The sequence below is a fragment of the Rhodococcus cerastii genome (assembly GCF_033042195.1).
Classification (GTDB): domain Bacteria; phylum Actinomycetota; class Actinomycetes; order Mycobacteriales; family Mycobacteriaceae; genus Rhodococcoides.
Genome location: NZ_JAWLKF010000003.1, coordinates 107,857 through 134,743 on the forward strand (window position 1 = coordinate 107,857; position 26,887 = coordinate 134,743).

General features: G+C 65.9%; 19 protein-coding genes. 8 read left to right on the forward strand and 11 right to left on the reverse strand.

Annotated features, from left to right (window positions below):
* The first annotated feature begins 179 nt into the window (after positions 1-179).
* The 4 genes from R3P93_RS07390 (at position 180) to treZ (ending at position 8,833) form a co-directional block, all read left to right on the forward strand.
* Positions 180-2,312: an acyltransferase family protein gene (locus R3P93_RS07390; RefSeq protein WP_317532709.1), complete on the forward strand. Its 2,133-nt coding sequence runs from the start codon at positions 180-182 to the stop codon at positions 2,310-2,312.
* Positions 2,313-2,390: 78 nt separating this feature from the next.
* Positions 2,391-4,682, forward strand: coding sequence for a glycogen debranching protein GlgX (gene glgX / locus R3P93_RS07395; protein WP_094640114.1), 2,292 nt, complete (start codon positions 2,391-2,393; stop codon positions 4,680-4,682).
* Positions 4,683-4,685: 3 nt separating this feature from the next.
* Complete coding sequence (gene treY, locus R3P93_RS07400; protein WP_149406116.1) at positions 4,686-7,061, forward strand: malto-oligosyltrehalose synthase; 2,376 nt, start codon at positions 4,686-4,688, stop codon at positions 7,059-7,061.
* 26 nt (positions 7,062-7,087) lie between these two features.
* On the forward strand, positions 7,088-8,833 hold the full coding sequence (gene treZ, locus R3P93_RS07405) for a malto-oligosyltrehalose trehalohydrolase (protein ID WP_149406344.1): 1,746 nt from the start codon (positions 7,088-7,090) through the stop codon (positions 8,831-8,833).
* Here the strand turns inward: treZ and R3P93_RS07410 are convergent.
* Positions 8,806-10,362, reverse strand: a complete 1,557-nt coding sequence (locus R3P93_RS07410; protein ID WP_394855263.1) for an MFS transporter — start codon at positions 10,360-10,362, stop codon at positions 8,806-8,808. The two genes, treZ and R3P93_RS07410, sit on opposite strands and share 28 nt — an antisense overlap.
* Before the next feature lie 125 nt (positions 10,363-10,487).
* On the opposite strand from R3P93_RS07410, the gene R3P93_RS07415 reads away from it, so the two are divergent.
* Complete coding sequence (locus R3P93_RS07415) at positions 10,488-11,012, forward strand: TetR/AcrR family transcriptional regulator (RefSeq protein WP_068051915.1); 525 nt, start codon at positions 10,488-10,490, stop codon at positions 11,010-11,012.
* 27 nt (positions 11,013-11,039) lie between these two features.
* On the opposite strand, the gene ilvA is transcribed toward R3P93_RS07415, so the two are convergent.
* A complete protein-coding gene (gene ilvA, locus R3P93_RS07420; RefSeq protein WP_094688484.1) occupies positions 11,040-12,395 on the reverse strand; it encodes a threonine ammonia-lyase IlvA in 1,356 nt (451 codons plus the stop codon).
* Between the two features lie 70 nt (positions 12,396-12,465).
* Complete coding sequence (locus R3P93_RS07425) at positions 12,466-12,900, reverse strand: nitroreductase family deazaflavin-dependent oxidoreductase (RefSeq protein ID WP_068051906.1); 435 nt, start codon at positions 12,898-12,900, stop codon at positions 12,466-12,468.
* A 157-nt stretch (positions 12,901-13,057) separates the two neighbouring features.
* Here R3P93_RS07425 and R3P93_RS07430 point away from each other — a divergent pair, with 157 nt between their 5' ends.
* Positions 13,058-13,327 (forward strand): hypothetical protein, encoded by a 270-nt coding sequence (locus R3P93_RS07430; protein ID WP_094640117.1) that lies wholly within the window; start codon positions 13,058-13,060, stop codon positions 13,325-13,327.
* On the opposite strand, the gene dnaE is transcribed toward R3P93_RS07430, so the two are convergent.
* The 4 genes from dnaE to lspA all read right to left on the reverse strand — a co-directional run bounded on the left by dnaE (position 13,298) and on the right by lspA (position 19,192).
* Positions 13,298-16,834, reverse strand: a complete 3,537-nt coding sequence (dnaE, locus tag R3P93_RS07435; RefSeq protein WP_094688482.1) for a DNA polymerase III subunit alpha — start codon at positions 16,832-16,834, stop codon at positions 13,298-13,300. The genes R3P93_RS07430 and dnaE overlap by 30 nt on opposite strands.
* Positions 16,835-16,980: 146 nt before the next feature.
* Entirely contained in the window at positions 16,981-17,637 is a 657-nt protein-coding gene (locus R3P93_RS07440) for a hypothetical protein (protein WP_149406346.1), read from the reverse strand.
* Positions 17,637-18,563 carry an RluA family pseudouridine synthase gene (locus R3P93_RS07445; RefSeq protein ID WP_094640119.1) on the reverse strand — a complete coding sequence of 309 codons (927 nt, stop codon included), beginning with the start codon at positions 18,561-18,563 and terminating at the stop codon, positions 17,637-17,639. The genes R3P93_RS07440 and R3P93_RS07445 overlap by 1 nt, the downstream gene beginning before the upstream one ends.
* Positions 18,560-19,192, reverse strand: a complete 633-nt coding sequence (gene lspA, locus R3P93_RS07450) for a signal peptidase II (protein WP_068051928.1) — start codon at positions 19,190-19,192, stop codon at positions 18,560-18,562. Before lspA ends, R3P93_RS07445 begins: the two co-directional genes overlap by 4 nt.
* A gap of 89 nt (positions 19,193-19,281) precedes the next feature.
* Between lspA and R3P93_RS07455 the strand changes: the two genes are divergently transcribed.
* Both R3P93_RS07455 and R3P93_RS07460 read left to right on the forward strand, forming a co-directional pair.
* Positions 19,282-20,259: a hypothetical protein gene (locus R3P93_RS07455; protein WP_262498364.1), complete on the forward strand. Its 978-nt coding sequence runs from the start codon at positions 19,282-19,284 to the stop codon at positions 20,257-20,259.
* Positions 20,256-20,999 carry a hypothetical protein gene (locus R3P93_RS07460; RefSeq protein ID WP_068051932.1) on the forward strand — a complete coding sequence of 248 codons (744 nt, stop codon included), beginning with the start codon at positions 20,256-20,258 and terminating at the stop codon, positions 20,997-20,999. The genes R3P93_RS07455 and R3P93_RS07460 overlap by 4 nt, the downstream gene beginning before the upstream one ends.
* A gap of 94 nt (positions 21,000-21,093) precedes the next feature.
* Here the strand turns inward: R3P93_RS07460 and R3P93_RS07465 are convergent, their stop codons facing one another.
* From R3P93_RS07465 to R3P93_RS07480, 4 genes are all read right to left on the reverse strand, one after another.
* Positions 21,094-21,579: a hypothetical protein gene (locus R3P93_RS07465; protein ID WP_176460298.1), complete on the reverse strand. Its 486-nt coding sequence runs from the start codon at positions 21,577-21,579 to the stop codon at positions 21,094-21,096.
* A gap of 197 nt (positions 21,580-21,776) precedes the next feature.
* The gene (locus R3P93_RS07470) at positions 21,777-23,135 is read right to left on the reverse strand and encodes a DNA polymerase IV (RefSeq protein WP_068051935.1); all 1,359 of its coding nucleotides are present in this window, start codon (positions 23,133-23,135) and stop codon (positions 21,777-21,779) included.
* Positions 23,136-23,238: 103 nt separating this feature from the next.
* Positions 23,239-26,376, reverse strand: coding sequence for an isoleucine--tRNA ligase (ileS, locus tag R3P93_RS07475; RefSeq protein ID WP_317532710.1), 3,138 nt, complete (start codon positions 26,374-26,376; stop codon positions 23,239-23,241).
* A gap of 284 nt (positions 26,377-26,660) precedes the next feature.
* Positions 26,661-26,837 carry a hypothetical protein gene (locus R3P93_RS07480; protein WP_176460265.1) on the reverse strand — a complete coding sequence of 59 codons (177 nt, stop codon included), beginning with the start codon at positions 26,835-26,837 and terminating at the stop codon, positions 26,661-26,663.
* Between the last annotated feature and the right edge of the window lie 50 nt (positions 26,838-26,887).

A 26,887-nucleotide genomic window follows, 5' to 3' on the forward strand; every position in this document is an offset into this window, starting at 1 on the left:
GATCAGACCGAAACCGTCCCCGAACTGGGCACATCGCGGCAAAGCAGACTCCGAGGGTTACTTCACCTCACGTACACGTATTGTTTGCCCCAGAATCCCGTCTTCACCAGAACCGGGTACCACCGTCCGCGACCCCCGACCGAGTGGTCGATACACAGCCGGGAAGTCACTTCTCCTCCATGCACGTACCCCACAGCAGCTCCGATACTTCGGCTTCGGTTGTTCCGGCTCAGGGGGACACCGCTCTTTCGCCCAGCGGACCGCAGCGGCCACCGCAGCGGCACGACCTCGACGGGCTGCGCGGCGTGGCCATCGCGCTCGTTGTCGTATTCCACATCTGGATGGGTCGGGTGTCGGGAGGCGTCGATGTATTTCTCACCCTGTCCGGCTTCTTCTTCACCGCATCTCTGCTGAGATCGGCCGAGGCCGGGGCGAGCCTGAATCCGTTCACCCGGATCACTCGGGTGCTGCGCAGGCTCGGGCCTCCCCTGCTGATCACGCTGGCCGCGGTTGCCGTCGCATCGGTATTCCTGCTGCCGCGCACTCGCTGGGCCGACCTGGGCGATCAACTCGTATCCGGCGTCTTCTACTACGTGAACTGGCAGCTGGCGACCACCGCGAACGACTACCTTGCGGCCGACCCCTCGGTGAGCCCTCTTCAGCACCTGTGGTCGGTGGCCGTCCAGTTCCAGTTCTATCTACTGGCCATCGCTGTCGTGTTCGGTCTCGCGTGGATACGACGCACCGTGCGTCCCGACGGACCACGAAGCTTTCGACCGCTGACGTTCGCGGTGATATTCGCCGTCATCGCGGTGGTCTCCTTCGTGTACGCAGCGGACGGTGTGCAACGCCACCAGGCGTGGAACTACTACGACACCGGTGCCCGGCTGTGGGAAATCATGCTCGGAGCCGCAGTCGCCGCCGTGTTCGCCGCACGCAGCGGCGAGCCGTCCACCGAGCCGACCTCCGATGACACCCGAACGCGGTCGCAGCTACGCGGGGCCCTTGCCGGTATCGGAATAGCGGTCATCGTCGCGTGCGGCTTTCTCGTGGACGGTGTATCGGCGTTTCCCGGTCCCCTGGCCCTGATTCCGGTGCTGGCCACCCTCGCGTTGATCGTCGCGGGCTCCGAGACCGCAGTGGCGGCCACGCTCTCCAACCGGTTCTTCGCCTGGCTCGGATCCATCGCGTTTCCGCTGTACCTGTGGCACTGGCCGCTGCTGATCTTCTACCTGTCGGCCACTGGCCGACCTCACACCGACGTTCTCGGCGGTCTCGGCATCGTCGGAGCCTCGGTTGCATTGGCATGGCTCACCGTCCGCCTCGTCGAGCGACCCACGCAGTCGCCGACATTCACGCCGGCACGCATCGCGGTGACTGCGACTGCGGCGATCGCTGCCGTCACGGTGACGGCAGGGTCGATCGGATGGAACTTCCACATCGACCGGTCGATCAACGCCGTGCAAGCCGACGGATCGGTCGACGAGCAGACTCACCCCGGAGCGCTCGAACTGACCGACGGGATTCGCGTGGAGCCGGCCGACGTCAGTCCCCCGCTGTACTCCGCCCCCGAGGATCTGCCGGCCACCACCCTCGAGGGCTGCATCGCGGACTTCGAGACGCGCGACGCGGTCTCGTGTACCTACGGCGACGTCGACTCGGACCGGACGATCGTGCTTGCAGGCAGCTCGCACGCCGAACACTGGGTGACCGCCCTCGACACGCTCGGTCTCCGGCACGGCTTCGCGGTCGTCACGTTCTTGAAGATGGGCTGCCCGCTGAGCACGGACACGATGCCGATGCTCGGCCCCAACGAATACCCCGACTGCGTGGACTGGACACAGACCGTGCTGGCCGAGGTGGCCGAGATGCAACCCGACTACCTGTTCACCACCGCCACCCGGCCCAGGGAGGACGCGCCCGGCGACTTCACACCGCCCTGGTACGCCTCGGTGTGGCAGCAACTGACCGCGAACGGCGTCGGAATTCTGGGCATCCGAGACACCCCGTGGCTCGCGTATCGGGCCATCGACTGCCTCGCCGACGGCGGCACGGCCGCCTCCTGCGGTATCCCGAGGGACGAGGCGCTGGACCCCGTCAACCCGGCCCTGGCCTCCTCGTTCCAGCTGCCCGGGTTCTCTGCTCTCGACCTGTCCGATGCGGTGTGCGACGACACCGTGTGCCGCGCCGAGCAGGGGAACGTTCTGATCTACCGTGACGAACACCATCTGACCGCCACCTACGTGCGAACGCTCACCACCGAGCTGGGCCGACAGATCGGATCGGCCACCGGCTGGTGGGCCGGACCGTGATCGGAGTCGGTCCAAGGCCAGGGGCATGCGGCTCGCGCTCGGTAAGCCCGGGCCCAGCCGCCACAGTAGGGTTGATCCATGCTGCACGAAGCCTCCGACGACACGCCTGCCATCGCAGTATGGCCGGGATCCGCTTATCCGCTCGGCGCGACCTACGACGGAGCAGGAACCAATTTCGCATTGTTCTCCGAGGCCGCTGAGGCCGTGGATCTGTGCCTGATCGCCGCTGACGGAACCGAGACCCGCATCCGTTTCGAGGAGTCCGACGGCTACGTCTGGCACGCGTATCTGCCCACGGTGGAACCGGGTCAGCGCTACGGCTACCGCGTGCACGGCCCGTGGGATCCGGCAGCCGGGCACCGCTGCGATCCGAGCAAGCTGCTCGTCGATCCGTACGGCAAGGCGTTCGAGGGATCGTTCGACGGCGACCGATCGCTGTTCTCGTACAACATGGATGCGCCGGCTCCCGAACCCGAGGCCGCGGTACCGACCGACGACGAATCCGCGGATTCACTCGACTCCGAGGCACCGTTCGAGGACACCACCGATCTCACCGATCCCGACGACGAGATCATCGAGGACGCTCCCCTCGCGCACGACGACGCGCCGAACAACGACTTCCCCCAGCACGATTCGCTCGGACACACGATGACCACCGTCGTCATCAACCCCTTCTTCGACTGGCAGGCCGATCGCGCCCCCAAGCGCCCGTACCACGAGACGGTGATCTACGAGGCCCACGTCAAGGGCATGACGATCAACCATCCCGACATCCCCGAAGCCGAGCGCGGCACCTACGCGGGCCTGGCGCATCCGGTGATCATCGACCACCTCAACCACCTCGGTGTCACGGCCATCGAGCTGATGCCGGTGCACCAGTTCATGCAGGATCAGGTTCTGCTGGACAAAGGGCTGCGAAACTACTGGGGCTACAACACGTTCGGCTTCCTGGCCCCGCACGCGGAGTACTCCTCACACAAGTCCCCCGGTGCCGCCGTCACCGAGTTCAAGGCCATGGTTCGTTCGTTCCACGCCGCAGGCATCGAAGTGATCCTCGACGTGGTCTACAACCACACCGCCGAGGGCAACCACATGGGCCCGACCATCAGCTTCCGCGGGATCGACAACGCCGCGTACTACCGGCTCGTCGACGGCGACCTCGAGCACTACATGGACTACACCGGAACCGGCAACAGCCTCAATGCGCGACACCCGCACACGCTGCAGCTCATCATGGACTCACTGCGCTACTGGGTCACCGAGATGCACGTGGACGGATTCCGATTCGACCTCGCGTCCACCCTGGCGCGCGAACTGCACGACGTCGATCGCCTGAGCGCGTTCTTCGATCTGGTGCAACAGGATCCGGTCGTCAGCCAGGTGAAGCTGATCGCCGAGCCCTGGGACGTGGGCGAAGGCGGCTACCAGGTCGGCAACTTCCCCGGCCTGTGGACGGAGTGGAACGGCAAGTACCGCGACACCGTCCGCGACTACTGGCGGGGTGAGCCTGCCACGCTGGGCGAGTTCGCGTCGAGGCTGACCGGATCCTCGGATCTGTACGAGGCCACCGGTCGTCGCCCCGGTGCCAGCATCAACTTCGTCATCGCGCACGACGGGTTCACGCTCAACGATCTGGTGTCGTACAACGACAAGCACAACGACGCCAACGGTGAGGACAACAACGACGGCGAGAGCCACAACCGCTCGTGGAACTGCGGCGTGGAAGGCCCGACGGACGATCCGGAGATCCTGGACCTGCGTGCCCGCCAGATCCGCAATATCATGGCGACGTTGCTGCTCAGCCAGGGCACGCCCATGATCGCCCACGGCGACGAGATGGCGCGTACTCAGCAGGGCAACAACAATGTCTACTGCCAGGACTCCGAACTCGCCTGGATGGACTGGTCGTTGGCCGAGAAGAACGCCGAACTGATCGAGTTCACCCGCAACGCCATCTCGCTGCGCGCAGAGCATCCGGTGTTCCGGCGTCGACGATTCTTCGAGGGCCGCCCCATTCGCACCGGCGAGCAGGCCCGAGACATCGCCTGGCTCACTCCGGCGGGCGAGGAGATGACCCCGGAGGACTGGGACAGCGGTTTCGGCAAGTCGCTGACGGTCTTCCTCAACGGTGACGGAATCCCGGAACCGAACCAGCGCGGCGAGCGCGTCGTCGACGACTCGTTCCTGTTGTGCTTCAACGCACATCACGAGACCATCGAGTTCGTGACCCCGGACGGGAACTACGCCAAGGAATGGACTGTGGCGCTGAACACCGCGTCGCGAACCGGGACAAGTGAGAAATCGATCGAAGCGGGTACACCCGTGGAAGTCACCGCTCGTTCCCTGCTCGTTCTACGAAAGACTGCCTGACATATGCCGCTGCCCACCAGTACATACCGGTTACAACTGCGGGGCGATGCCTTCACCCTGGCCGACGCCTCCGACGTGGTCGACTACCTCCACGACCTCGGGGTCACCCACCTGTATCTGTCGCCCATCCTGACTGCGACCGAGGGCTCGACCCACGGCTACGACGTCACCGACACCGCCACGGTCTCGGCCGCACTGGGTGGCCGGGAAGCGTTGACGCAGTTGCATTCTCGCGCGGCAGAGCTGGGCATGGGGATCATCGTCGACATCGTCCCCAACCACGTCGGAGTGGAGGACCCGCGGCAGAACGCATGGTGGTGGGACGTGCTGCGACGCGGCCGTGACTCCGACTACGCGACGTACTTCGACATCGACTTCGGAGCCGACAACGGCGTCGACGGCAAGATCGCCATTCCGGTTCTCGGTAGCGCGAGCGACGTCGGCGAACTGACCGTCGACCGCTCCGAGGACCAGCCTCTGCTCGCGTTCTACGAGCACCGCTTCCCCATCGCCGACGGCACGGACAGCGGCGACGCGCAGGCCGTACACGATCGTCAGGCGTACCGACTGGTGAGCTGGTCCGATGGACTGATCGGGTACCGACGGTTCTTCTCGGTGAACGGCCTGGCAGGAATTCGGCAGGAAGACCTCGACGTCTTCACCGACTCCCATCGCCAGGTGGCCAGTTGGATCGAGGACGGTCTGATCGACGGACTTCGCGTCGACCATCCCGACGGCCTGGCCGACCCGGCCGGCTACCTCACCGAACTACGCGGGCTCCTCGGCCCCGACCGGTGGCTGGTCATCGAGAAGATTCTGGCCGACGGCGAACCGCTGGACGAATCGCTCCCCGTCGACGGCACGACCGGATACGACGCTCTGGCCGCGGTCGGCGGAGTCTTCGTCGATCCCGAGGGCGTGCACGCGCTCACCGCACTTTCTCAGGTGCGCTCGGGCATCGCCTACGACAGCGAGACGCTGCACGAGACGGAACTCGACCTCAAGACCGGTGTCGCCCGCGGGGATCTGTCCCCGGAGGTGCGACGCCTCGCCCGGGCGGTCGTACGGGAGTCCGGCACCACCGTCGAGCTCGAGTCCGTCATCGACGCGATCGTCGCTGTCGTCGCGGCCGTCCCCGTGTACAGGACCGACTATGCACCGCTGGCCCGCGTACTGCCCGGCGTGATCGCGGACGTCGGCGAGGAGCAGCCCGAATTGGCAGCCGGCCTCGGTGCGTTGACGACAGCTCTCATCGGCGGTGCCGAATCGCCGGTGCGATTCGATCAGGTGTGCGGTGCCGTCACCGCCAAGGGCGTCGAGGACTGCCTGTTCTACCGCGCCAACCGGCTCATCTCGTTGCAGGAGGTCGGCGGCGATCCCAGCCGATTCGGTTGCAGCACAGAGTTCTTCCATCTCACCAATGCGGACCGCGCGAAGCGATGGCCGGCGGCGATGACGACGCTGTCGACTCACGACACCAAGCGAGGCGAGGACGTGCGAGCGCGCATCGGCGTGCTGTCGCAGACTCCCGAGCTGTGGGCCCGATGCATCACGGACTGGGAAGAACTGACCCCGAGTCCCGACGGCACCACCGGAATGTTCTTGTGGCAGAACCTGTTCGGAGTTTGGCCGGCGGACGGCGTGGTCACCTCCTCGTTGCGTGAACGCGTCCATGCCTACGCGGAGAAGGCGATTCGCGAGGCCGCCCTTCGCACCACGTGGACCGATCCGGACGAGGAATTCGAGTCCGCGGTACACAGCTGGCTGGATGCGATCTTCGACGGTGCCGTCGCCCGTTCGATGTCGATGCTCGTCGAGAAGCTCGCTCCGCACGGCCATTCCGACGCTCTGGGCCAGAAGCTGTTGAATCTGGCCGGACCCGGCATCCCCGATGTGTACCAGGGCACCGAGCTGTGGGAGGACTCGCTCGTCGACCCCGACAACCGCAGGCCCGTCGACTACTCGGTTCGTCGATCGATGCTCGCCGCGTCGAACCCCGCTGCGCTCTCGGTCGATACGGGTGCCGCCAAGCTCGCCGTCGTTCGCTCCGCCCTGCACGTGCGACGCGAGCGACCCGCGAGTTTCGTCGGCGGAACCTACGCACCCATCGTCGCGGACGGATCCGCAGCCGAGCACCTCGTCGGATTCGCACGTGGCCCACTGCCCGGCAACGCCGACGTGGTGGCACTGGCCACCCGGCTCTCCCTCGGTTTGGCCGAGCAGGGGTGGGGCGAGACGACCGTGACCCTGCCCGACGGTCGCTGGCGCGATCGGCTCACCGACGTCGAACACACCGGCACCGTGTCGGTGGCCGAGGTGTTCGCCTCGCTCCCGGTCGCACTTCTGGTGCGCGACAACGAAGGAACGGTGACACAGTGACGTCTCCCGCAGTGACATCACCGGCAGTGACATCGGCAGCAGCAACTCGTCGGTTCCAGGTCTGGGCACCGACCCCCGAGACGGTCCGGCTCCAACTCGACGACACAGTGCATCCGATGCAGCGCTCCTCGAACGGGTGGTGGCACGCGGATGTCGAGTGCAGCCCGACGAGTCGTTACGGCTTCCTGCTCGACGACGCAGACAAGGCCCTCCCGGATCCGCGGTCGCCGCGGCAGCCCGACGGAGTCCACGAGCTGTCCCAGGTCTTCGACGTCGATCCGACGCTGTGGACCGACGCGGCCTGGACCGGCCGGCAGCTGCCCGGCTCGTCGATCTACGAAATGCATATCGGCACGTTCACCGACGAGGGCACGTTCGATGCGGCCATCACCAAGCTCGATCATCTCGTCGATCTCGGCGTGACGTTCATCGAGATCATGCCGGTCAACGGGTTCAACGGCGTGCACAACTGGGGCTACGACGGTGTTCTCTGGTACACCGTGCACGAGGCGTACGGCGGCCCGGAAGGCTTGCAGCGGTTGGTCGATGCGTGCCACGGCCACGGCATCGGCGTCGTTCTGGACGTGGTCTACAACCACCTCGGCCCGTCCGGCAACTACCTCGACCGCTTCGGCCCGTACATGACCGAGGGTGCCAACAGTTGGGGCCAGGCGATCAACTACGCCGAGGCCGACTCGGGCGAGGTGCGGCGCTACGCCCTCGACAACGCGCTGCGATGGTTCTCCGAGTTCCACATCGACGCGCTGCGACTCGACGCGGTGCACGCGATCGTCGACCACACTGCGATGCACCTCCTCGAACAGCTCTCGATCGAAACCCGAAGCCTCTCGGCTCATCTGGGTCGGCCATTGACCCTGATCGCCGAGAGCGACCTCAACGATCCGATGCTGATCACTGCTCGATCGGGTGGCGGTTACGGACTCGACGCCCAGTGGGACGACGACATCCACCACGCGATCCATGCCGCGGTCTCCGGTGAGCGGCAGGGTTACTACGGTGATTTCGGTTCACTGCAGGGGCTTGCGAACACGCTGCGGCAGGGCTTCTTTCACGCCGGAACGTACTCGAGTTTCCGCGGTCGCGTCCACGGTCGCCCACTGGACACCCGGCGTATCCCGGCCAGTTCCCTGGTGACCTACACGACCACACACGATCAGGTGGGCAACCGTGCGATCGGCGACCGACCGGGCTTCTACCTCTCCCCCGGCCAGCTCGCGATCAAGGCCGCCCTGGTGCTGACCTCCCCCTACACTCCGATGCTGTTCATGGGCGAGGAATGGGGAGCGTCTACGCCGTTCCAGTTCTTCACCTCGCACCCCGAGCCCGAGCTGGGCAAGGCCACCGCAGAGGGGCGCAAGGCGGAGTTCGCCGAGCACGGTTGGGACAAGAGCGATATCCCCGATCCGCAGGATCCCGAGACGTTCACGCGGTCGAAGCTGAACTGGTCGGAGTTGGGCGACGGCGATCATGGGCGACTGTTGGCCGTCTACCGCGATCTGTTGCGGCTGCGTCGTGACCGGACCGAACTGACCGATCCGTGGCTCGACCACGTGAAGGTGGAGTACGACGAGGACGCGCAATGGATCGTCGTACGCCGAGGCCGCATCAGCGTGGTGTGCAACCTGTCCGAATCCGCAGTGACGGTGCCGGTCGGCGGCTCCGCACTGCTCGAGTGGGAGCCGACGACCTCGGACGAGACCGGCTCTGCCACCACGGTTCCCGGTCACTCCGTCGTCGTGTTGGAGTCCTGACGCTTACGTAGATTGACCAGGACGAACACGGCGGTGATCGCCAGCACCACCGCGGTGGCGACGGCCGCGACATGCATGCCCGACACGAACGCAGCATGCGCGGAATCGAGCAGAACCGTCGCCACCGAGTCCGGCAACTCACGAGCCACCGCATCCGCGCCGCCGAGTGTCTCCCCTGCCCTGGCTCCGAGCTCGGGGGTCAACTGGGTGACGTCGATTCCGCGACGGAAGATGGCCATGACCACGGTGCCGAGTACGGCGACACCCAACGCGATACCCAGCTCGTACGCGGTCTCCGACACCGCCGAGGCCGCTCCCGCTCGTTCGGGTTCGACGGAGCTGACGACCAACTCGGAGGTCAGCGTGAGCGCCACACCGACCCCGGCTCCCACCAGGACGAACCCTGCGATGAACAACGCCGGTCCGCTGTCGGTCGCGAGTCCGACCAGGATGCCTGCGCCCACGGCGGCGACGATCATCGCGACGCCGAGAACCGTTCCCGCGCTGAAGTATCGAACCAGGACCGCGACCAGCAGTGAGGTGACGATACTGGCGGCGGTGCCGGGCAGCAGCAACAATCCGGCTTCGAGTGGGCTGTTGCCGAGCACGAGCTGCAGGTACTGCGAGCCGAAGAACAACACCCCGGCGAGGGCGAACACCGACAGGAAGTTCGTGGCCACGCCCGTCGAGAACGCCCGGTTGGCGAACAGTCGTAGGTCGATCATCGGGGCGGCAAGCGTCCGCTGACGACGGACGAACACGTACCCGGCGATGACGCCGACCACCGCGGAGAGCAGGTAGACCACGTCGAATCCGTGTGCCGCAGTCTCTTTCACCGCGAACACCACGGGGACGATGGCAAGCATCGACAGTGCCGAGCTCGTCAGGTCGAAGCGCCCCGGGTTCGGATCCTTGGACTCGGGGATGACCAGGGGCCCGAGCGCGATCAGCACGATCATCACGGGGATGTTGATGAGGAACACCGATCCCCACCAGTAATGCTCGAGCAGCCAGCCGCCCACGAGCGGGCCTGCGGCGGCACCGCCGCCTGCCATCGCGCCCCACACGCCGATCGCGGCGACGCGTTGACGCGGGTTCAGGAAGATGGTCCTGATCAGGCCCAGAGTCGCGGGCATCAGAGTTGCGCCGGAGATGCCCTGCAGCACTCGGGCGGCGATGAGCATCTCGGCGCTGGTCGACACGGCGGCGACGAGCGAGGCGAGACCGAAGCCCGCTGCTCCGATCAGCAGCAGTCGACGACGACCGATTCGGTCACCGAGCGTGCCCATGGTGATGAGCAGGCCGGCCAGGACGAACGAGTAGACGTCGATGATCCACAGCAGCTGGTTGCTGGTGGGTGCCAGATCCGCGCTGACGAACGGCAGGGCCAGATCGAGGACGGTGCCGTCCACAGCGATGAGCAGCACCGCGAAGGCAAGCACCACCAACCCGAGCCAATCTCGGGGGCCGGCCCGATGCTCGGACGCTCCGTCGACCTCGTGCACCGAACCGGTGCGCACGTCACTCACCACGATCTCCTACGTTCTGCGCTCGGCCACCGGGTAGGTCGGCCGAAGCGACGACAGGTACCGACCGTCCAGCCGGTACAGTGATCGAGAGTACCGCGAACCGTCCAGCCGGTAAAGTGAGTTTCATGTCATCGGACACCCGCGACCGAATACTCGACGCACTCGAATCGATGCTGATCGAACACGGCATGACCAAGGTGACCCTCGACAGCGTCGCCGCCGCCGCAGGCGTTTCCAAGGGCGGCTTGCTCTATCACTTCAAGACCAAGGACGCCCTGGTTGCCGCCATGGTGAGGCGACTCGGTGCCCAGGCCGATCAGCAGCGCGCCGATGCTGCAGCAGGGGGCACCTCGGTGTCCGAGTGGTATCTGCAACCACCCGACTCCATCTCCGAGAAGGAGATCGCACTGTATCGATCGACCCTGGCCGCGTTACGGAGCGTCGACGGTAATTCCGGCGAGGTGCAGGACGCCGTCACGGAGATGATGCGGTTGTGGGACGAGGGGCTACGCGCCGAAATCGACGACCCCGTTCAGGCCGAGATCATCCGACTCGTCGGCGACGGCATCTACCTGGGCGCCCTCCTCGATCTCCCGGGCGTGGACCCCGAACTGCACCGACAGGTGGTCGATCGCCTCCTCGGCCGGTAACGCCGTAGGTAGGTGCGGTGGGCCGACTCAGGTCAGGTAGCGGTACACCGGAGAGCCCGGCTCCAGCTGCTCGACGTGCAGGTGCGAATTCCGCATACGTTCGAGCAGCGGGCTCAATCCGGTCGCCGACCCGAGTTCGACGCCCACCAGAGCCGCTCCGGTCTCGCGGTTGTTGCGCTTGACGTACTCGAACAACGTGATGTCGTCCTCGGGGCCGAGCACCTCGTCGAGGAATCGGCGCAGCGCCCCGGGTTCCTGCGGGAAATCGACCAGGAAGTAGTGCTTGAGCCCCAGGTGGACCAGAGAGCGCTCGAGAATTTCTCCGTAACGGGAGACGTCGTTGTTACCACCCGAGACCAGGCACACGACGGTACTGCCGGGGGCGATGTCGAGGTGCTCGAGCGCAGCCACCGCGAGTGCGCCCGCGGGCTCGGCGATGACGCCCTCGTTCTGATAGAGCGCCAGCATCGCCGTGCAGATCGCGCCCTCGTCGATCTGTGTGATCAGGAACGCGCCCGGGCCCGCACTTTCGAATACCGGCGCAGTGAGCAGCGGCAACGAGGCATGCGAGACCACACTCGCTCCCAGCGACCGCAGCGCGGCGTACGGCACGTCTCCGATCCGGCGGACGGCAGCTCCGTCGACGAACGGATCGATGTCGGCGAGTGTCACCGGACCACCGGCGATCAGTGCGGCGGTCATCGACGCGGCTCCGGACGGCTCGACGCCGACCAGTGAGGTCTGCGGTGCTCGCTCACGCAGGTAGCTCGAGATGCCCGCGATGCATCCGCCGCCGCCGACCGGCATCACGACGACATCCGGTGCGCCGCCGAGCTGGTCGACGATCTCGGCGGCGATGGTGCCCTGGCCGGCCACGGTTCGGGGGTCGTCGAACGGCGGCACCATCGTGGCACCGGTACGAGCGACATCCTCGGCAGCCGCGGCAGCCGCCGCGTCGAACGTGTCGCCGATGACGATGAGATCGACGAATTCCCCTCCGTGCACCCGGATGCGGTCACGCTTCTGCTTGGGGGTGTTGGCCGGGACGTAGATCCTCCCCCGCACCTGCATCGTGCGGCATGCGAATGCGACGCCCTGTGCGTGGTTCCCGGCGCTCGCCGTCACCACGCCCACGGCGCGCTCGGCATCCGTCAGCTGATCCATCAGGTTGTATGCGCCGCGAATCTTGTACGACCGCACGATCTGCAGGTCCTCGCGCTTGAGGTAGACCTTTGCGCCCGTCTCCGCAGACAGCCGCTCGCACAACTGCAGGGGTGTCGCGGCCACCACCGAAGAAATTCGCACCGCAGCGGCATCGATGTCGGCAGCGGTGACGGCTACCGACGATGAGTGCTGGGAGGCGAGTTCAGGGGATGAAGACACCAGGACATGCTGCCACCAGCGTGGAACGGTTGCCCATCCGGGACCGTTCCACGACCGGTGCAGACACTCCTCAGGCGCGCGAGAGAACCAGAACCGGTATCTCGCGGTCGGTCTTCTTCTGGTACTCGGCGTAGTCGGGGTACGCGGCAACCGAGCGTTCCCACCACACGGCCTTCTCGTCGCCGGTCACTTCACGTGCGATGTAGTCGTGCTTCTCGGGACCGTCCTGTAGCTCGACCAGTGGCTCGGCCTTGACGTTGTGGTACCAGACGGGGTGTTTCGGCGCGCCGCCGAGGGAGGCGACGATGGCGTACTCGCCGTCGTGTTCGACCCTCATCAACGGCGACTTGCGGAGCTTGCCGCTCTTGTTGCCCTTCGTGGTCAGCAGCACGACCGGCATACCGTTCATCATCGTGCCTTCGGTTCCGCCGGAGTTCTCGTAAAGCTCGGCCTGCTCGCGGGCCCAGTCGGATGAACTCGGTTCGTATTCTCCTGTCAATGGCATGGCTCTCAGTCAACACCCACCGACGTTGCGACGCCAGGAGATCGGCAACAATGCCAGGCCGGAGCCCAAGTTCGGTGGACCGAATCTTTTGTTGGGTATAGTCTGAACTTCCCGCAGCGGAGACCCGAATCTGCCGGTGGCACCAGAGGAGAACGCGATGACCTACACGAGCACCCAGGTGACCCGTCGACCCGCTCCTACCCTGCGCACCGCGGACGTGGCAGGCATCGCATGGCCGGTCTACAAGCTCGAAGCCCTCGCACTCGGACTTCTCGTGTTCGCCGCGACCCTCGTCATCGCCGGCTCGCTGCAGGCAGCCGTGCTGGCCGGCGCAGCGGTCGCCGTAGTCGCCTGGTGGACGCTGCGGCTGACCGAGTTGGGTTCGACCGGGCCGGCCTCAGCCCGTCAGGCAGCCCGGCCCCAGTAGCGCCTTCAGGTCGCCCATCAACGCCGAGGTCGGCGTCACCCTCAGGCTGTCGTCCAGCTTCATCGTGGTGATCTTGTCGCCGCTGACCAACCGCAGATGGACGTCCGAGGTCCCTGGGTGACTGATCAACACCCGCTTGAGCGCGCCGACCTTGTCGGCGGTGCACAGTCGCGTCGGTAGACTCACCGCGAGCGGCTTGTCGATACCGATGGCCGAAAGATCCGGCACCGCAAGGTCGTTCGCGATCAAGGAAACTCGGTCGTCACGCACCGAAACCCGACCCTTGACCAGCACCACCGAGTCCTCGGTGACATCGGCACCGAACACCGAGTACGCCTGTGGGAAGAACAGCACCTCGATACCACCGGCCAGATCCTCGAGCTGAGCCGACGCCCACGTCAGACCGTTCTTGTTGATCCGACGGTTCACCGAGGCCAGAATGCCGCCCACAGTCACCTGGGTGCCGTCCTTGATGTCACCCTCGAGGATGGTCGGGATGTTGCAGTCGGACTTCGCCGCCAACATGTGCTCGACGCCCAGGAGCGGGTGGCCCGAGACGTAGAGACCGAGCATCTCGCGCTCGAGGGCGAGCCGATGCTTGGATTCCCACTCCTCGTCCGGCACTCGGACGTTGAACACCGCGGAGATGGACTCGTCGGCATCCTCGCCGCCGAACAGATCGAACTGACCTATCGCCTCGGCCTTCTTGGTGCCCATCACCGCGTCGATCGCGTCGGCATGGATGAGCATCAGACCTTTGCGCGGATGGTCGAGCGAGTCGAAAGCACCTGCCTTGATGAGGGATTCGGTGACCTTCTTGCTGCAGGCAATTGCGTCGATCTTGCCGAGGTAGTCGGAGAAGTCGGTGTACTTCGACTTCTCCGATCGCGCCCTGATGATCGACGCGACCACATTGGTACCGACGTTGCGGACAGCGCCGAGACCGAACCGGATGTCCTTGCCCACCGACGCGAAGTTGAGTTCGGACTCGTTGACGTCCGGCGGCAACACCGTGATTCCGAGCTTGCGGCAATCGGCCAGATAGATCGCAGCCTTGTCCTTGTCGTCGCCGACACTGGTGAGCAGGCCGGCCATGTACTCGGCCGGGTAGTTGGCCTTGAGGTACGCCGTCCAGTACGACACCAGGCCGTAGCCCGCGGAGTGAGACTTGTTGAACGCGTAGCCCGCGAAGGGCAGCACGGTGTCCCACAGCGCCTTGATGGCCGCCTCGGAGAAGTCGTTGTCCAACATGCCCTGCCGGAACCCGGCGTACGCCTTCTCGAGCTCGGAGAGCTTCTTCTTACCCATGGCACGACGCAGCAGGTCGGCTTGGCCCAGGGTGTAGCCGGCCACCTTCTGCGCGAGCTGCATGATCTGCTCCTGGTAGACCACCAGGCCGTACGTCTCACCGAGAATCACCTTGAGCGGCTCTTCGAGCTCCGGGTGAATCGGCTTGACCTCTTGCCTACCGTTCTTTCGGTCGGCGTAATCGTTGTGCGAGTTCATGCCCATCGGACCGGGCCGGTACAGCGCCAGGACGGCGACGATGTCCTCGAAACCGGTGGGCTGCATGCGTCGGAGCAGATCGCGCATGGCACTGCCGTCGAGCTGGAAGACGCCGAGAGTGTCTCCGCGAGAGAGCAAGTCGAAGGTCGCCGGGTCGTCGAGCGGGAGAGCGTCGAGGTCGATGTCGATGCCGCGGTTGGCCTTGATGTTGTCGATGGCGTCACCGATGACGGTGAGGTTTCGCAGGCCCAGGAAGTCCATCTTGAGCAGGCCGATGGCCTCGCACGACGGGTAGTCCCAGCCGGTGATGATCGCGCCGTCCTGCGCGCGCTTCCACACCGGAATGGCGTCGGTCAGCGGCTCCGAGGACATGATCACCGCGCAGGCGTGCACGCCTGCGTTGCGAATCAGGCCCTCGAGTCCCTTGGCCGTCTTGTAGATGGTCGCGACATCGGGGTTGGAGTCGATCAGCGCTCGAACCTCGACGGCTTCCTTGTAGCGCTCGTGCGACGGATCGGTGATGCCCGCCACCGAGATGTCCTTGGCCATGATGGGCGGCGGCAGCGCCTTGGTGATCTGATCGGCGATCCCGAAACCGGGCTGGCCGAACTGCACTCGGGCCGAGTCCTTGATCGCGGCCTTGGTCTTGATGGTGCCGAACGTGATCACCTGGGCGACGCGATCGCTACCCCACTTCTCGGTGGCGTAGCGGACCATCTCACCGCGGCGGCGATCGTCGAAGTCGATATCGATATCGGGCATCGACACACGCTCGGGGTTGAGGAATCGCTCGAAGAGCAGACCGTGCGGCAGTGGGTCGATGTTGGTGATGCCCATGGCGTAGGCGACCAACGATCCGGCGGCGGAACCTCGGCCCGGCCCGACGCGGATGCCGACGGCTTTGGCGTGGTTGATCAGGTCGCCGACCACGAGGAAGTAGGCCGGAAAGCCCATCTCGAGGATGACCTTGATCTCGTACTCGGCGCGCGCCAGGTAGTCCTCGGCGGGGCCGTCGGGGAACCGTCGCTCGAGTCCGGTCATGACCTCGTGGCGCAACCAGGTGCCCTGGGTGTGGCCCTCGGGCACGGGGAAGATCGGCATGCGGTCGCGGTGCGCCCACACCTCGTCGTACGGCTGCACTCGCTCAGCGATGAGCAGGGTGCTGTCGCAGGCACCGGGCACCTGATCGTCCCAGAGCTCGCGCATCTCGGCGGCGGACTTGAGGTAGTAGCCGTCACCGTCGAACTTGAAGCGAGTGGGATCGCTGAGCGTCTTACCGGTCTGGATGCACAGCAGCGCCTCGTGGTTCTCGGCGGCATCCTTGGTGACGTAGTGGCAGTCGTTGGTGGCCAGCGGCGGAATCGAGAGCTTCTTGCCGATGTCGAGCAGGCCTTCGCGGACACGCCGCTCGATGGACAGGCCGTGATCCATCAGTTCGAGGAAGAAGTTCTCCGGACCCCAGATCTCGCGCCATTTGGCAGCGGCCTCCAGCGCCTCACGATCCTGGCCGAGTCGCAACCGAGTCTGCACCTCACCCGACGGGCAGCCGGTGGTGGCGATGATGCCCTCGGCGTGCTGGGCGATGATCTCCTCGTCCATCCGGGCCCACTTGCCCAGCTGACCCTCGATGGAGGCGAGCGAGGACAGCTTGAACAGGTTGCGGACTCCGGTCGCGTTCTCGGCGACCATCGTCATGTGCGTGTACGCACCGCTACCGGAGACGTCGTCGGACTTCTGGCTGCGGTCGCCCCACAGCACACGCTTCTTGTTGAATCGGGACTCGGGCGCGATGTAGGCCTCGATGCCGATGATCGGCTTGATCCCGGCCTTCTTTGCCTCGTTGTAGAACTCGCTGGCCCCGTACATGTTGCCGTGGTCGGTCATGCCGACTGCCGTCATCTCCAACCGTGCTGCCTCGGCGAACATCGCGCCGATCTTGGCGGCACCGTCGAGCATCGAATATTCGGTGTGGTTGTGCAGATGAACGAACGAATCGGCCACGAAGGTTCTCTCCTGAAGGTCGTGCGTCGGCGTGAATACGAGCCGCGAACGTACTCACTGTAAGCGGTCGAACCGACAGAATTTTCACGCTGCCGGTGTGTCCTGGGAGGACGTGACAGGTGTGACGGATGCGACGAGAAATCGCCTCATCGGGTCGGCACGGGACCGTCGTCCGGGAGCGGACCGACGACGTCGACGTGCTCCGGCAGGAGCGGCTCGACTGCGAACTTGCCGGACACCGCATCCGACGGAAGCGCCTGCACCGCTCGCACATCGGCGCGGCCGGCCAGCTCGCTCAACTCGGCTGGGGTCGCGCGCACCACCAACGTCACCACACACGCACACCCGTCGAGCAGACGTTGCTGCGAGACTGCGGCGATCTGCGCCTGCCGGTCTCCCGCCCCGAACGATTCGGTCGCCAGGCTCGCTGCCCGCGCGGTCGAATTCAGTACCGAGCGTTCGCTGCCCGGCACGCCGACGGTCAGGATCGGGGTTTGCACACGATCGAGCGGAACACGCACGAGCACCTGCGAGATACGAATCCCGTCGGCGACGGCATAGGCCTGTTGGGCGGTGAGTTCGCGATCGAACGACACCGATCCCCACCGAGGTTCGGTGTTGTCGCTGCGCAGGCTCGCCTCGGCGCGGGCCAGGTAGTCGACCACCTGCTCGCCGCTGTCCGGGCCGAGCCGGTCGGTGCCCACGCCCAGCTGTCGTACCGGGTTGAGGTGCCCGATCACCGCGAGCGCCACGAACACGAGTGCCGCGGCAACGACACCGCCCAGCACTCCCCTGGTGCGCATCACGCCTTCCGAAGCACCTCGAGTGCGTGCTCGAGGTCGGCCGGATACTTGCTCTCGATCTCCACCCAGCGGCCGTCGGACGGATGCGCGAAGCCGAGCGACCGCGCATGCAGCCACTGCCGCTCCAGGCCCAACCGTTCGGCCAGCCGCGGATCGGCACCGTAGGTCAGATCGCCGCAGCACGGATGACGCAGAGCCGAGAAGTGCACCCGAATCTGGTGCGTGCGACCGGTTTCCAAGTGCACGTCCAGCAGGCTCGCGGCCTGGAACGCCTCGACCGTGTCGTAGTGGGTGACGCTGGGCTTGCCGTCGGCACGGACGGCGAACTTCCAGTCGTTGCTGCCGTGTCGACCGATCGGGGCATCGATCGTTCCACTGCTCGGATCCGGATGCCCCTGCACCAGTGCGTGGTAGCGCTTGTCGATCGTGCGCGCCTTGAACGCCCGCTTGAGCACGGTGTACGCCCGCTCGGACGTGGCGACCACCATGACCCCGGACGTGCCGACGTCGAGGCGGTGCACGATGCCCTGACGCTCGTGCGCACCGGAGGTCGAAATTCGGAAACCGGCGGCCGCGAGACCGCCGATGACGGTGGGTCCGGTCCAGCCGACGCTGGCATGCGCGGCGACCCCGACGGGCTTGTCCACGGCCACGATGTCGTCGTCGGCGTAGAGGATGTCCATCCCCTCGACCGGCTCCGCCTCGATCGTCAACTCACGGGCCGGCTCGGGCAGCGTCACTTCGAGCCACGACCCAGCGGCCAGCCGGTCGGACTTGCCGACGGCACCGGCATCGACCAGAACCGAGCCCTCCTCGGCCAGCGCCGCGGCGACGGTACGCGAGAGCCCGAGCAACCGAGCGAGACCGGCGTCCACCCTCATTCCGTCCAGACCGTCGGGCACCGGCATCGAGCGCGATTCCCTCACTTGTCGGCCTCGGCTGCGGCATCGGAGTTCGCCTTGGTCACCCGTTCACCGTTCGGCTCGAACCCGAACAGGCTCAGGACGACGAGGAGGATCGCACCACAGACGATGGACGAATCGGCAACGTTGAACACCGGCCACCAGCCCACCGACACGAAGTCGACGACGTGTCCCTGGAACGGACCCGGGGCACGGAAGAATCGGTCGATCAGGTTGCCGAGCGCGCCGCCGAGAACCAGACCCAATCCCAGTGCCCACCACGGCGATCGCAGCGTCCGACCGATCTTGATCACTCCGATGACGACCGCGACTGCCACGACCGTGAGCAACCAGGTCATGCCGGTGGCCATCGAGAACGCCGCACCGGGATTACGCACCAGCCGCAACGTCACGACGTCTCCGACGATCGAAATCGGGTTGCCGGGCTTGACGTAGTGCACCACCACGATCTTGGTCACGAGGTCGAACAGCAGAATCACGGCCGCGATCGCGACCAGCAACCGCGTCTTGAGCGGCTTCGGAACTCGACTCGCGGCGCTGTCGGTATCGGTCACCTGCGAGTCCGCGGTCTCGTTCGGTGCCGGAACACTACTCGTCTCGGCTGGCGGATCGTCGGCGCGGTCTTCACTCACCTGTCCATCATGGCGTATGGACGGCGGCGGGTCCTCATCCGTGCCGCGCACCACCGGTCGCCACGGGCGGTGTCAGTAGCCTGGTGGCCGTGAAGTCGACCGATCGTTTCCGCACCGTCCGCTCCAGCACCGTCCGCTCCGGTTTCCTCGCTGCCTGCTGTGCACTGGTTCTCGTCGCCGGATGTTCGAGCGCCGACACCGACACCGATCCCGCTCCCGAGCAGGCGGCGTCCTCGAACGAGGTGACGATCGCCGTGACGCCGACGACCACCACCGTGGTCGACCCCGGCACCGAGCCGCGACGCGTACTGGCCTTCGAAACCTCCGACGCGAACGAGCAGAACGTGGACCTCACCACCACCTCCACCGTCTCGCAGCAGATCAGCGACGGGGCTCCACAGGACTTCTCCAGCCCCGAACTGACCGTGCCCCTGTCCGCATCGACGTCCGATACCGTCCCGGACGACGACGCCTCGACCGGCGCTACCCGGTCCGTCGAGCTGACCATCGGAGCTGCGACGTCGCCCGACGAGGGCCTGACCGACGCACTCTCCGCATCCGAGGGCTCGTCGGCACGGCTGGCGACCACCGACTCGGGAGCGATCACCGCACTGCACATCACCCCCGCCGACGCCGCGCTCGACACCGCCCGCGCGGCGATCGAACGCTCGTTGAACGCCGCGGTGTACCGCTCCGTCGACTTCCCCGAAGCAGAGGTGGGAGTGGGCGCGACATGGACCGTCGATCAACAGGTACTGAGCGGCATCACGTTGAACCAGCGCACCACGGTCACGCTGCGCGCACTCGACGGTGACCGAGCGACCCTGGACGTCGCGATCACCCAGACGCCCGAATCGACCACCTGGAACCTGCCCGACGACGCAGGGACGCTCAATATCGAGACGTACACGTTCACCGGCTCGGGAACGCTCGAGATCGATCTGACCCGACCACTTCCCGTCGGCGGATCGATCACCGCAGGTGGCGAGCAGATGTACACCGACCCCGAAAGCACAACCGTGCTGCGTCAGACCGTCGGAGATTCGATCACCTGGGCCGCCCGATGACCGGGCGGACCGCGACGCAGCTGCTGGCGGCGCTGTCTGTCCTCGGCGTCGCCGCGTCCGGGTGCAGCGCAGACGAGCCGGCCCCGACCCCTGCACCCGCGCCCAGCTCCGTCCCCGCACCCGATCCCTTGCTCGGTGCCCCCATCACCGACTCCGGCGTCCTCGCCGCAGCGATGTTGGGTCTCGGCGACCTCCCGGACGGCTTCTCCTCGATTCCCGACCCCGTTCAGGATCTCGGTCTCGATCCGGCTCCCGAGTACGACTCCCCCGACGAGTCCGGTACCGATCCTGCCGAGTGCGCTGCGGTACTGGCACCGATCTCGGAGCAGCGGGGCGGTGCGGCGTCGAACGCAGTCGTCCGCTTCTCGGGACCGAACTTCTCCTCGATCGACGAGGACGCGGCGAGTTACCCCGATACGGGCACGGCCGAGGCCTTCACGGCGATCCAGCAGGCGTGGGTGGGGTGCACGACGTTCAGCGGCACGGATGCGGACGGGGTGAGCGTCGACTACGCGTTGGCGGGCCGGGAGCAGTCGACGGTCGGTGACGCGTCGGCCTCGGTACGCCTGACCACCAGCAGTGAAGGGTTCACCTTGGTCTCCGATGTGGTGGTGGCCGTGGTCGACTCGACCGTCGTCCAGATCGTCGTCTCGGATCAGGCCGGCCTGGAACCGGAGACCGTCACCGCTGTCGCCGAGGCTGCCGTCGAACGCATTCGATCGGTGACACCGAGCATGTGAATCGAGCCGGGCCCACGAAAAACTGCCGGTGACACGTCCCCGAGGGGACATGTCACCGGCAGTGTTCTTGTCGGTCAGAGACGATCGGCAGGACTCAGGGTGCGGGGCACGCCGGGCTGGTCAGCTGCGCGAGCGAGACGATGCCGCACGCGTTGTCCTTGGAGAGCTTCCAGACGCCGTCCTCGGGGACGAACTGGAAGGTGCCGGGGTTGGCCTGGCCGTTGAGCGTGATCGTGATGCCCGCGTTGAGGACGCCGGTGCCGAGATCGTCGATGCTGGTGATCTCGATCTGCGCGTTGTTGGCGACGGCAGCGGCGGCGACCTGGTTGATCAGTTCGGGATCCTCGGATGCACCCTGGATCAGGGCGGCCTTCTCCTCGACCGGAACGTTGGGGTCGAGCCCGCGTACGAGCTGAGCGTTGAGGTCCTCCACGGTCGGCACCGGCGGGTACGCACCGGCGTCGGGAGCGGCAGCGGCAGAAGTTGTGACCGCCGTCGTCGTCGCGGTGGGCTCTTCGTCGCCTCCGGAGCTGCAGGCGGTCATGGTGAGCGCTCCGGCGATGGCGATGCCGGCAACCATTGCCCGTCGGGTGTTGCGAAGCTTCAAGTGCTTGTCCTTTTCACTCTGAGTCACGTCTCGATCGTTCTGTGACTCGTCGGTCGTCTGGAATGGGGTCGTCTCGGACCTGGTCCACTATGTCAGCTCGACACGCCCGAGTCACAACGCGATCGGCATACCTGTGAAACCTCACAGAGTTTCCTCAGCGACGCCACAGCTCACTTCAGGCTGTCGAGAACGTCGGCAACGACCAGGTTGTCGTCCGATTCGGCGAAGGTGCGCGCGATTCCCGGCCCGCTGGTTCGCGTCTCGAATCGCACGGTCACCACCGAGTGACCGGCCCCCTGCACCCAGCCGTGACCGAAGTCGGGATGCCGGACGTCCATGCCCGGTTGCCACCGCGGACCGTCCGGGACGACGACATCCGCGGCGGCCTCGATCGGTGCGGGCGACTCCTCGGTCGCATCCGCGGCAGGCTCGTACTCCAGCTCGGGAAACAGCGAACCCTGTCGCACGGCCGACAGCCCGGCCAGCCCGACGCCGACGAGCCTGATCGGACCGACGTCGACCGGATCGACGGCAAGTCGCTGTGCCGTGGCCACGATGGTCTGCTTGTCCACCGTCGCGTACGGCAACGTTGCCGATCGGGTGATGATGCTCATGTCGGACTTGCGCAGTTTCAGTACCACCGTCCTGGCACCCCGACCGTCCTTCAGCAACCGGCGATGCGTCGAATCGACGATGGACTCGATGGCCGGGCGGAGCTGAGCGAGAGAGATCAGGTCCTGTGCGAACGTCGTCTCGGCGCTGACCTGTTTGGCCTCGGCCCGCTCGGCCACGACGCGATTGTCGATTCCGCGTGCGAGCTGATGCAGGCTCGGCCCCATCGTGGCCCCGAGAATCGACGCCACCTCGGACTCCGGGGTGGCCACGAACTTGCCGATGGTGTCGATCCCCAAGCGTCGCAAGCGCTCTCCGGCCACCGGTCCGATCCCCCACAATTTCCGAACCGGCAGAGCCGCCATCAACTCGGCCTGGATTCCCGGAGCGACGACGGTGATGCCGTCGGGTTTGGCCAGTCCCGACGCGATCTTGGCAATCTGTTTTCCGGATCCGGCACCGATCGAGGCGACCAGTCCGGTCTCGGCGAGTATCAGTGCGCGCAGGCCCGCGCAGAACTGCTCGACCTCGTGAACCGTCGCACCGGCGAGTTCGAGCGGCTCACCGAACGCCTCGTCGATCGAGAGTTGTTCGAGAACGGGCATGGGTCCGCGTAGTGCCTCGAAAGCGCGTCGGCTGAGCTCGGAGTAGAGAACGAACCGCGGTGGCAACACCACGGCCCCGGCTCCGACGAGTCGGCGAGCCTGATGCATCGGCATGGCCGAACGCGCCCCGAAGGCACGCGCCTGGTAGCTGCAACCGGCCACCACTCCCCGCCCACCCGCCCCGCCGACGAGGACCGGGCGGCCCCGCAACGTGGGGCGAGTGAGCTGTTCGGCGGATGCGAAGAACGCGTCCATGTCCAGGTGCAGCACCCATCGGCGACTCCGCAGAGTGTCGTCGGCGATGTTCGACATGGTCAGCCGAGATCGACGGTGAAGCCGAGCGTCTGCGCCGCACGGTCGGGTGTCGTACCCGACCACTGCTCGGTGGGCACGACGACCGATCCGTCGACGTCGATCATGACGACTTGGTGATCGCTGCCCGCACTCCCTCACCGAGATCGCTGCCGTCGTCCCCGACGCGTCCGTCGACGAGCGAGAGTGCGAGCACCTCACCGGCGATGAGATCGCGGTGCGTGTCGAGCCACGCCTGCCGATGTTCGGGGACCTCGATGACGATGTCGATGCGGTCCGAGACCTCGAAGCCGTGATTGCGACGCGCGTCCTGCAGTTCGCGGATGCGGTCCTTGGCCCAGCCCTCGGCTTCGAGCTCCTCGGTGACGGCGGAATCGAGCACGACCAGTCCGGCGTTTCCGGGCAACGGCGCCGTCGATTCGGGCTCGGCGGCAACGAGCCTGCGAGTGAATTCCTCCGGCAGCAGCGCAATTCCTGCTGCGCTCACCACACCGTCCGCGTCCTCGGACCAATCGCCTGCCTTCACGGCCTTGATGACGGTCTGGACGTCCTTGCCGATCCGCGGGCCCGCAGCACGCGCGTTGACGACGAGCTCGAACTTTCCGTGTACCGCAACGTCTTCGGTCAGATCGACCTTCTTGACGTTGACCTCGTCGGCGATGATGTCGACGAACGGACGCAGCCGCTCCGCATCGGCGGCCGCGACGGTCACCTCGGGCAGCGGCAACCGCACGCGCAGGTTCTGTGCCTTGCGCAGACCCAGAACGGTCGAGCACACGGTGCGGACCTCGTCCATGCTCTCGACGAGTTCGGGATCCGACGGCAGTTCGTCGGCCTCGGGCCAGTCGGTCAGGTGCACCGAGCGGCCACCGGTCAAGCCCCGCCACACCACTTCGCTGATCAGGGGCAGCAGCGGGGCGGCGATGCGCGTGAGCACCTCGAGCACGGTGTGCAGGGTGTCGATCGCGTCGGCGTCCTCGCTCCAGAACCGCGAACGCGACCGTCGCACATACCAATTGGTCAACGCATCGCAGAACGTGCGCAGCTCGTCGCAGGCACCGGCGATGTCGTTGCCCTCGAGCGCATCGGTGATCGCGTCGCGGGTGGCCGACAGCTTGGCCAGAACGTAACGATCGAGCACGTGCGGCGAATCGGTTCGCCACTGCCCGGGCTTCGAGGCGTAGAGCTGAAGGAAGCTCCACGCATTCCAGATCGGCAGTAACGCCTGGCGGACGCCCTCGCGGATGCCCTGCTCGGTGACGATGAGGTTGCCGCCGCGCAGGATCGGTGAGGACATCAGGAACCACCGCATGGCGTCGGAGCCGTCGCGGTCGAAGACCTCCTTGACGTCCGGGTAGTTGCCCTTGGACTTGCTCATCTTCAGGCCGTCGTCACCGAGCACGATGCCGTGTGCAGCAACAGTTTTGAACGCCGGTCGATCGAAGAGGGCCGTGGCCAGCACATGCAACGTGTAGAACCAGCCGCGTGTCTGCCCGTTGTACTCGACGATGAAATCGCCCGGGTTGTGCGTGGAGAACCACTCCTCGTTCTCGAACGGGAAGTGCACCTGCGCATACGGCATCGAGCCGGACTCGAACCAGCAGTCCAACACCTCGGGAACGCGGCGCATCGTGGACTCACCCGTCGGGTCGTCCGGGTTGGGACGCGTCAGATCGTCGATGTAGGGCCGGTGCAGATCGGTCGGCCGCACACCGAAGTCACGCTCGAGCTCGTCCAGGCTGCCGTACACATCCAGCCGTGGGTACGCCGGGTCGTCGGAAGTCCACGCCGGAATCGGACTGCCCCAGTACCGGTTTCGGCTGATGTTCCAGTCGCGTGCACCTTCGAGCCACTTGCCGAACTGGCCGTCCTTGATGTGCTCGGGAACCCAGGTGATCTCCTGGTTCAGCTCGACCATCCGATCACGGAACTTGGTGACTGCGACGAACCACGACGGCACCGCCATGTAGATCAGTGGCTGACCACTGCGCCAGCTGTGTGGGTACGAGTGCTCGATGGTCTCGTGCCGCAGCAACCGACCCGACGCCTTGAGGTCCTTGATGATCACCGGATTGGCGTCGAACACCATCAGGCCCTCGTACGGCGGCACCAGCGAGGTGAACTTGCCGCCTGCGTCGAGCGGTTGCACCACCTCGATGCCGTTCGCGGTGGCGACGTCCATGTCCTCCTCGCCGAAAGCCGGTGCGAGGTGGACGATTCCGGTGCCCGAATCGGTGGTGACGTAGTCGGCTTGCAGCACGCGGTGCGAGTTCTCGTGGCCGAGGAAGAAATCGTACGGCGGTGCGTAAGCAAGTCCGACCAACTCGGTACCGGTGTGCTCCGAGAGCACCTCCGGCTCCTCCCCCAGTTCCTTCGCGTAGTGCGAAAGACGCGCAGCGGCAAGCACGTAACGCTCACCGTCGGTGCCTCGCACCTGCACGTACTGCACCTCGGGATGCACCGCGATCGCCAGGTTCGACGGCAGGGTCCACGGCGTGGTGGTCCAGATCAACGCGTTCGCGCCGTCCAGGGGCGAGCCGGGAGCCGTCAACGGCATCGTGACGGTGACCGCGGGATCCTGACGCATCTTGTACGCGTCGTCGAGGCGGGTCTCCTGATTGGACAGGGGCGTCTGCTCGTACCAGCTGTACGGCAGAACTCGGTAGCCCTGGTAGATCAGGCCCTTGTCGTGCAGCGTCTTGAACGCCCACATGACGGACTCCATGAAGTCGACGTCGAGGGTCTTGTAGTCGTTGTCGAAGTCGACCCACCTCGCCTGCCGAGTGACGTAGTCCCGCCACTCGTCGGTGTACTGGAGTACCGACTGCTTGCAGTAGGCGTTGAACTTCGCCAGACCCATCTCGTCGATCTCGGACTTGTCCTTGATACCGAGCTGCTTCTCCGCTTCCAACTCTGCGGGCAGACCGTGGCAGTCCCAGCCGAAGCGGCGCTCGACCTTCTTGCCCCGCATCGTCTGGAATCGCGGGACGAGGTCCTTGACGTAGCCGGTGAGGAGGTGGCCGTAGTGCGGCAGACCGTTCGCGAAGGGAGGGCCGTCGTAGAAGACGAATTCCTCGGCACCCGCTCGATTGTCGATGCTGGCTCGGAAGGTGCCGTCCTCGGCCCACTCGTGCAGCACGATGCGTTCGAGATCGGGGAACGGGACACTGCCCGATCGGCCCTCGGCCAGATCGACCAGCGGGTAGGACGCATTCTTCGGACGTGCGCTCGCATCTGCCATATCTGTCTCCTCCGTGCCGGACGCGTACTGGACGCGACACCTGTTGGCACGGGGACGACATTCGACGATCGGGACGTCGGATACCGCGGTACCACCCCGCTTGCTCGGCTCCGACGACACTGTCGCCGGAGCAAGCCTCTCCACGTGAGCTGTGACGGGCTCACCCGTTCGGTTCTACTGGACGTCGATTCGAGGTGGTTGCCCATCGAACCGAGTCGTTCTTCCGAAAGCTCCCCGGTGATAGCCGGATCGACGCCTGAAACAACTGGGGAAATCAGCACATATTACTTGTCGGGTTCCGGCGGTGGTCGTTTGCCCGTCAGTGCACCGACAAGTAGCAGAACTGCTCCCACGATACACACGACGATGCAGGCCCACGCCCACACGACCGACCCCGTCATCAACGCAAGAATTAGAAAGCCGAAGCCGATAGCCGCTGCGCCGAGAGTCAGGACCAGCACGTGATTCCTCGCTCACCGTTCGACGCGACGTCAGGGTGCGATGCTGCCGT

What these genes read in the sequence shown, in the direction of transcription:
- R3P93_RS07390 (WP_317532709.1), top strand. Translation starts at nt 180, where the DNA reads ATGCACGTACCCCACAGCAGCTCCGATACTTCGGCTTCGGTTGTTCCG.
- glgX (WP_094640114.1), top strand. Translation starts at nt 2,391, where the DNA reads ATGCTGCACGAAGCCTCCGACGACACGCCTGCCATCGCAGTATGGCCG.
- treY (WP_149406116.1), top strand. Translation starts at nt 4,686, where the DNA reads ATGCCGCTGCCCACCAGTACATACCGGTTACAACTGCGGGGCGATGCC.
- R3P93_RS07415 (WP_068051915.1), top strand. Translation starts at nt 10,488, where the DNA reads ATGTCATCGGACACCCGCGACCGAATACTCGACGCACTCGAATCGATG.
- R3P93_RS07425 (WP_068051906.1), bottom strand. Translation starts at nt 12,900, where the DNA reads ATGCCATTGACAGGAGAATACGAACCGAGTTCATCCGACTGGGCCCGC.
- R3P93_RS07430 (WP_094640117.1), top strand. Translation starts at nt 13,058, where the DNA reads ATGACCTACACGAGCACCCAGGTGACCCGTCGACCCGCTCCTACCCTG.
- R3P93_RS07440 (WP_149406346.1), bottom strand. Translation starts at nt 17,637, where the DNA reads ATGCGCACCAGGGGAGTGCTGGGCGGTGTCGTTGCCGCGGCACTCGTG.
- R3P93_RS07460 (WP_068051932.1), top strand. Translation starts at nt 20,256, where the DNA reads ATGACCGGGCGGACCGCGACGCAGCTGCTGGCGGCGCTGTCTGTCCTC.
- R3P93_RS07465 (WP_176460298.1), bottom strand. Translation starts at nt 21,579, where the DNA reads ATGGTTGCCGGCATCGCCATCGCCGGAGCGCTCACCATGACCGCCTGC.
- R3P93_RS07470 (WP_068051935.1), bottom strand. Translation starts at nt 23,135, where the DNA reads ATGTCGAACATCGCCGACGACACTCTGCGGAGTCGCCGATGGGTGCTG.
- ileS (WP_317532710.1), bottom strand. Translation starts at nt 26,376, where the DNA reads ATGGCAGATGCGAGCGCACGTCCGAAGAATGCGTCCTACCCGCTGGTC.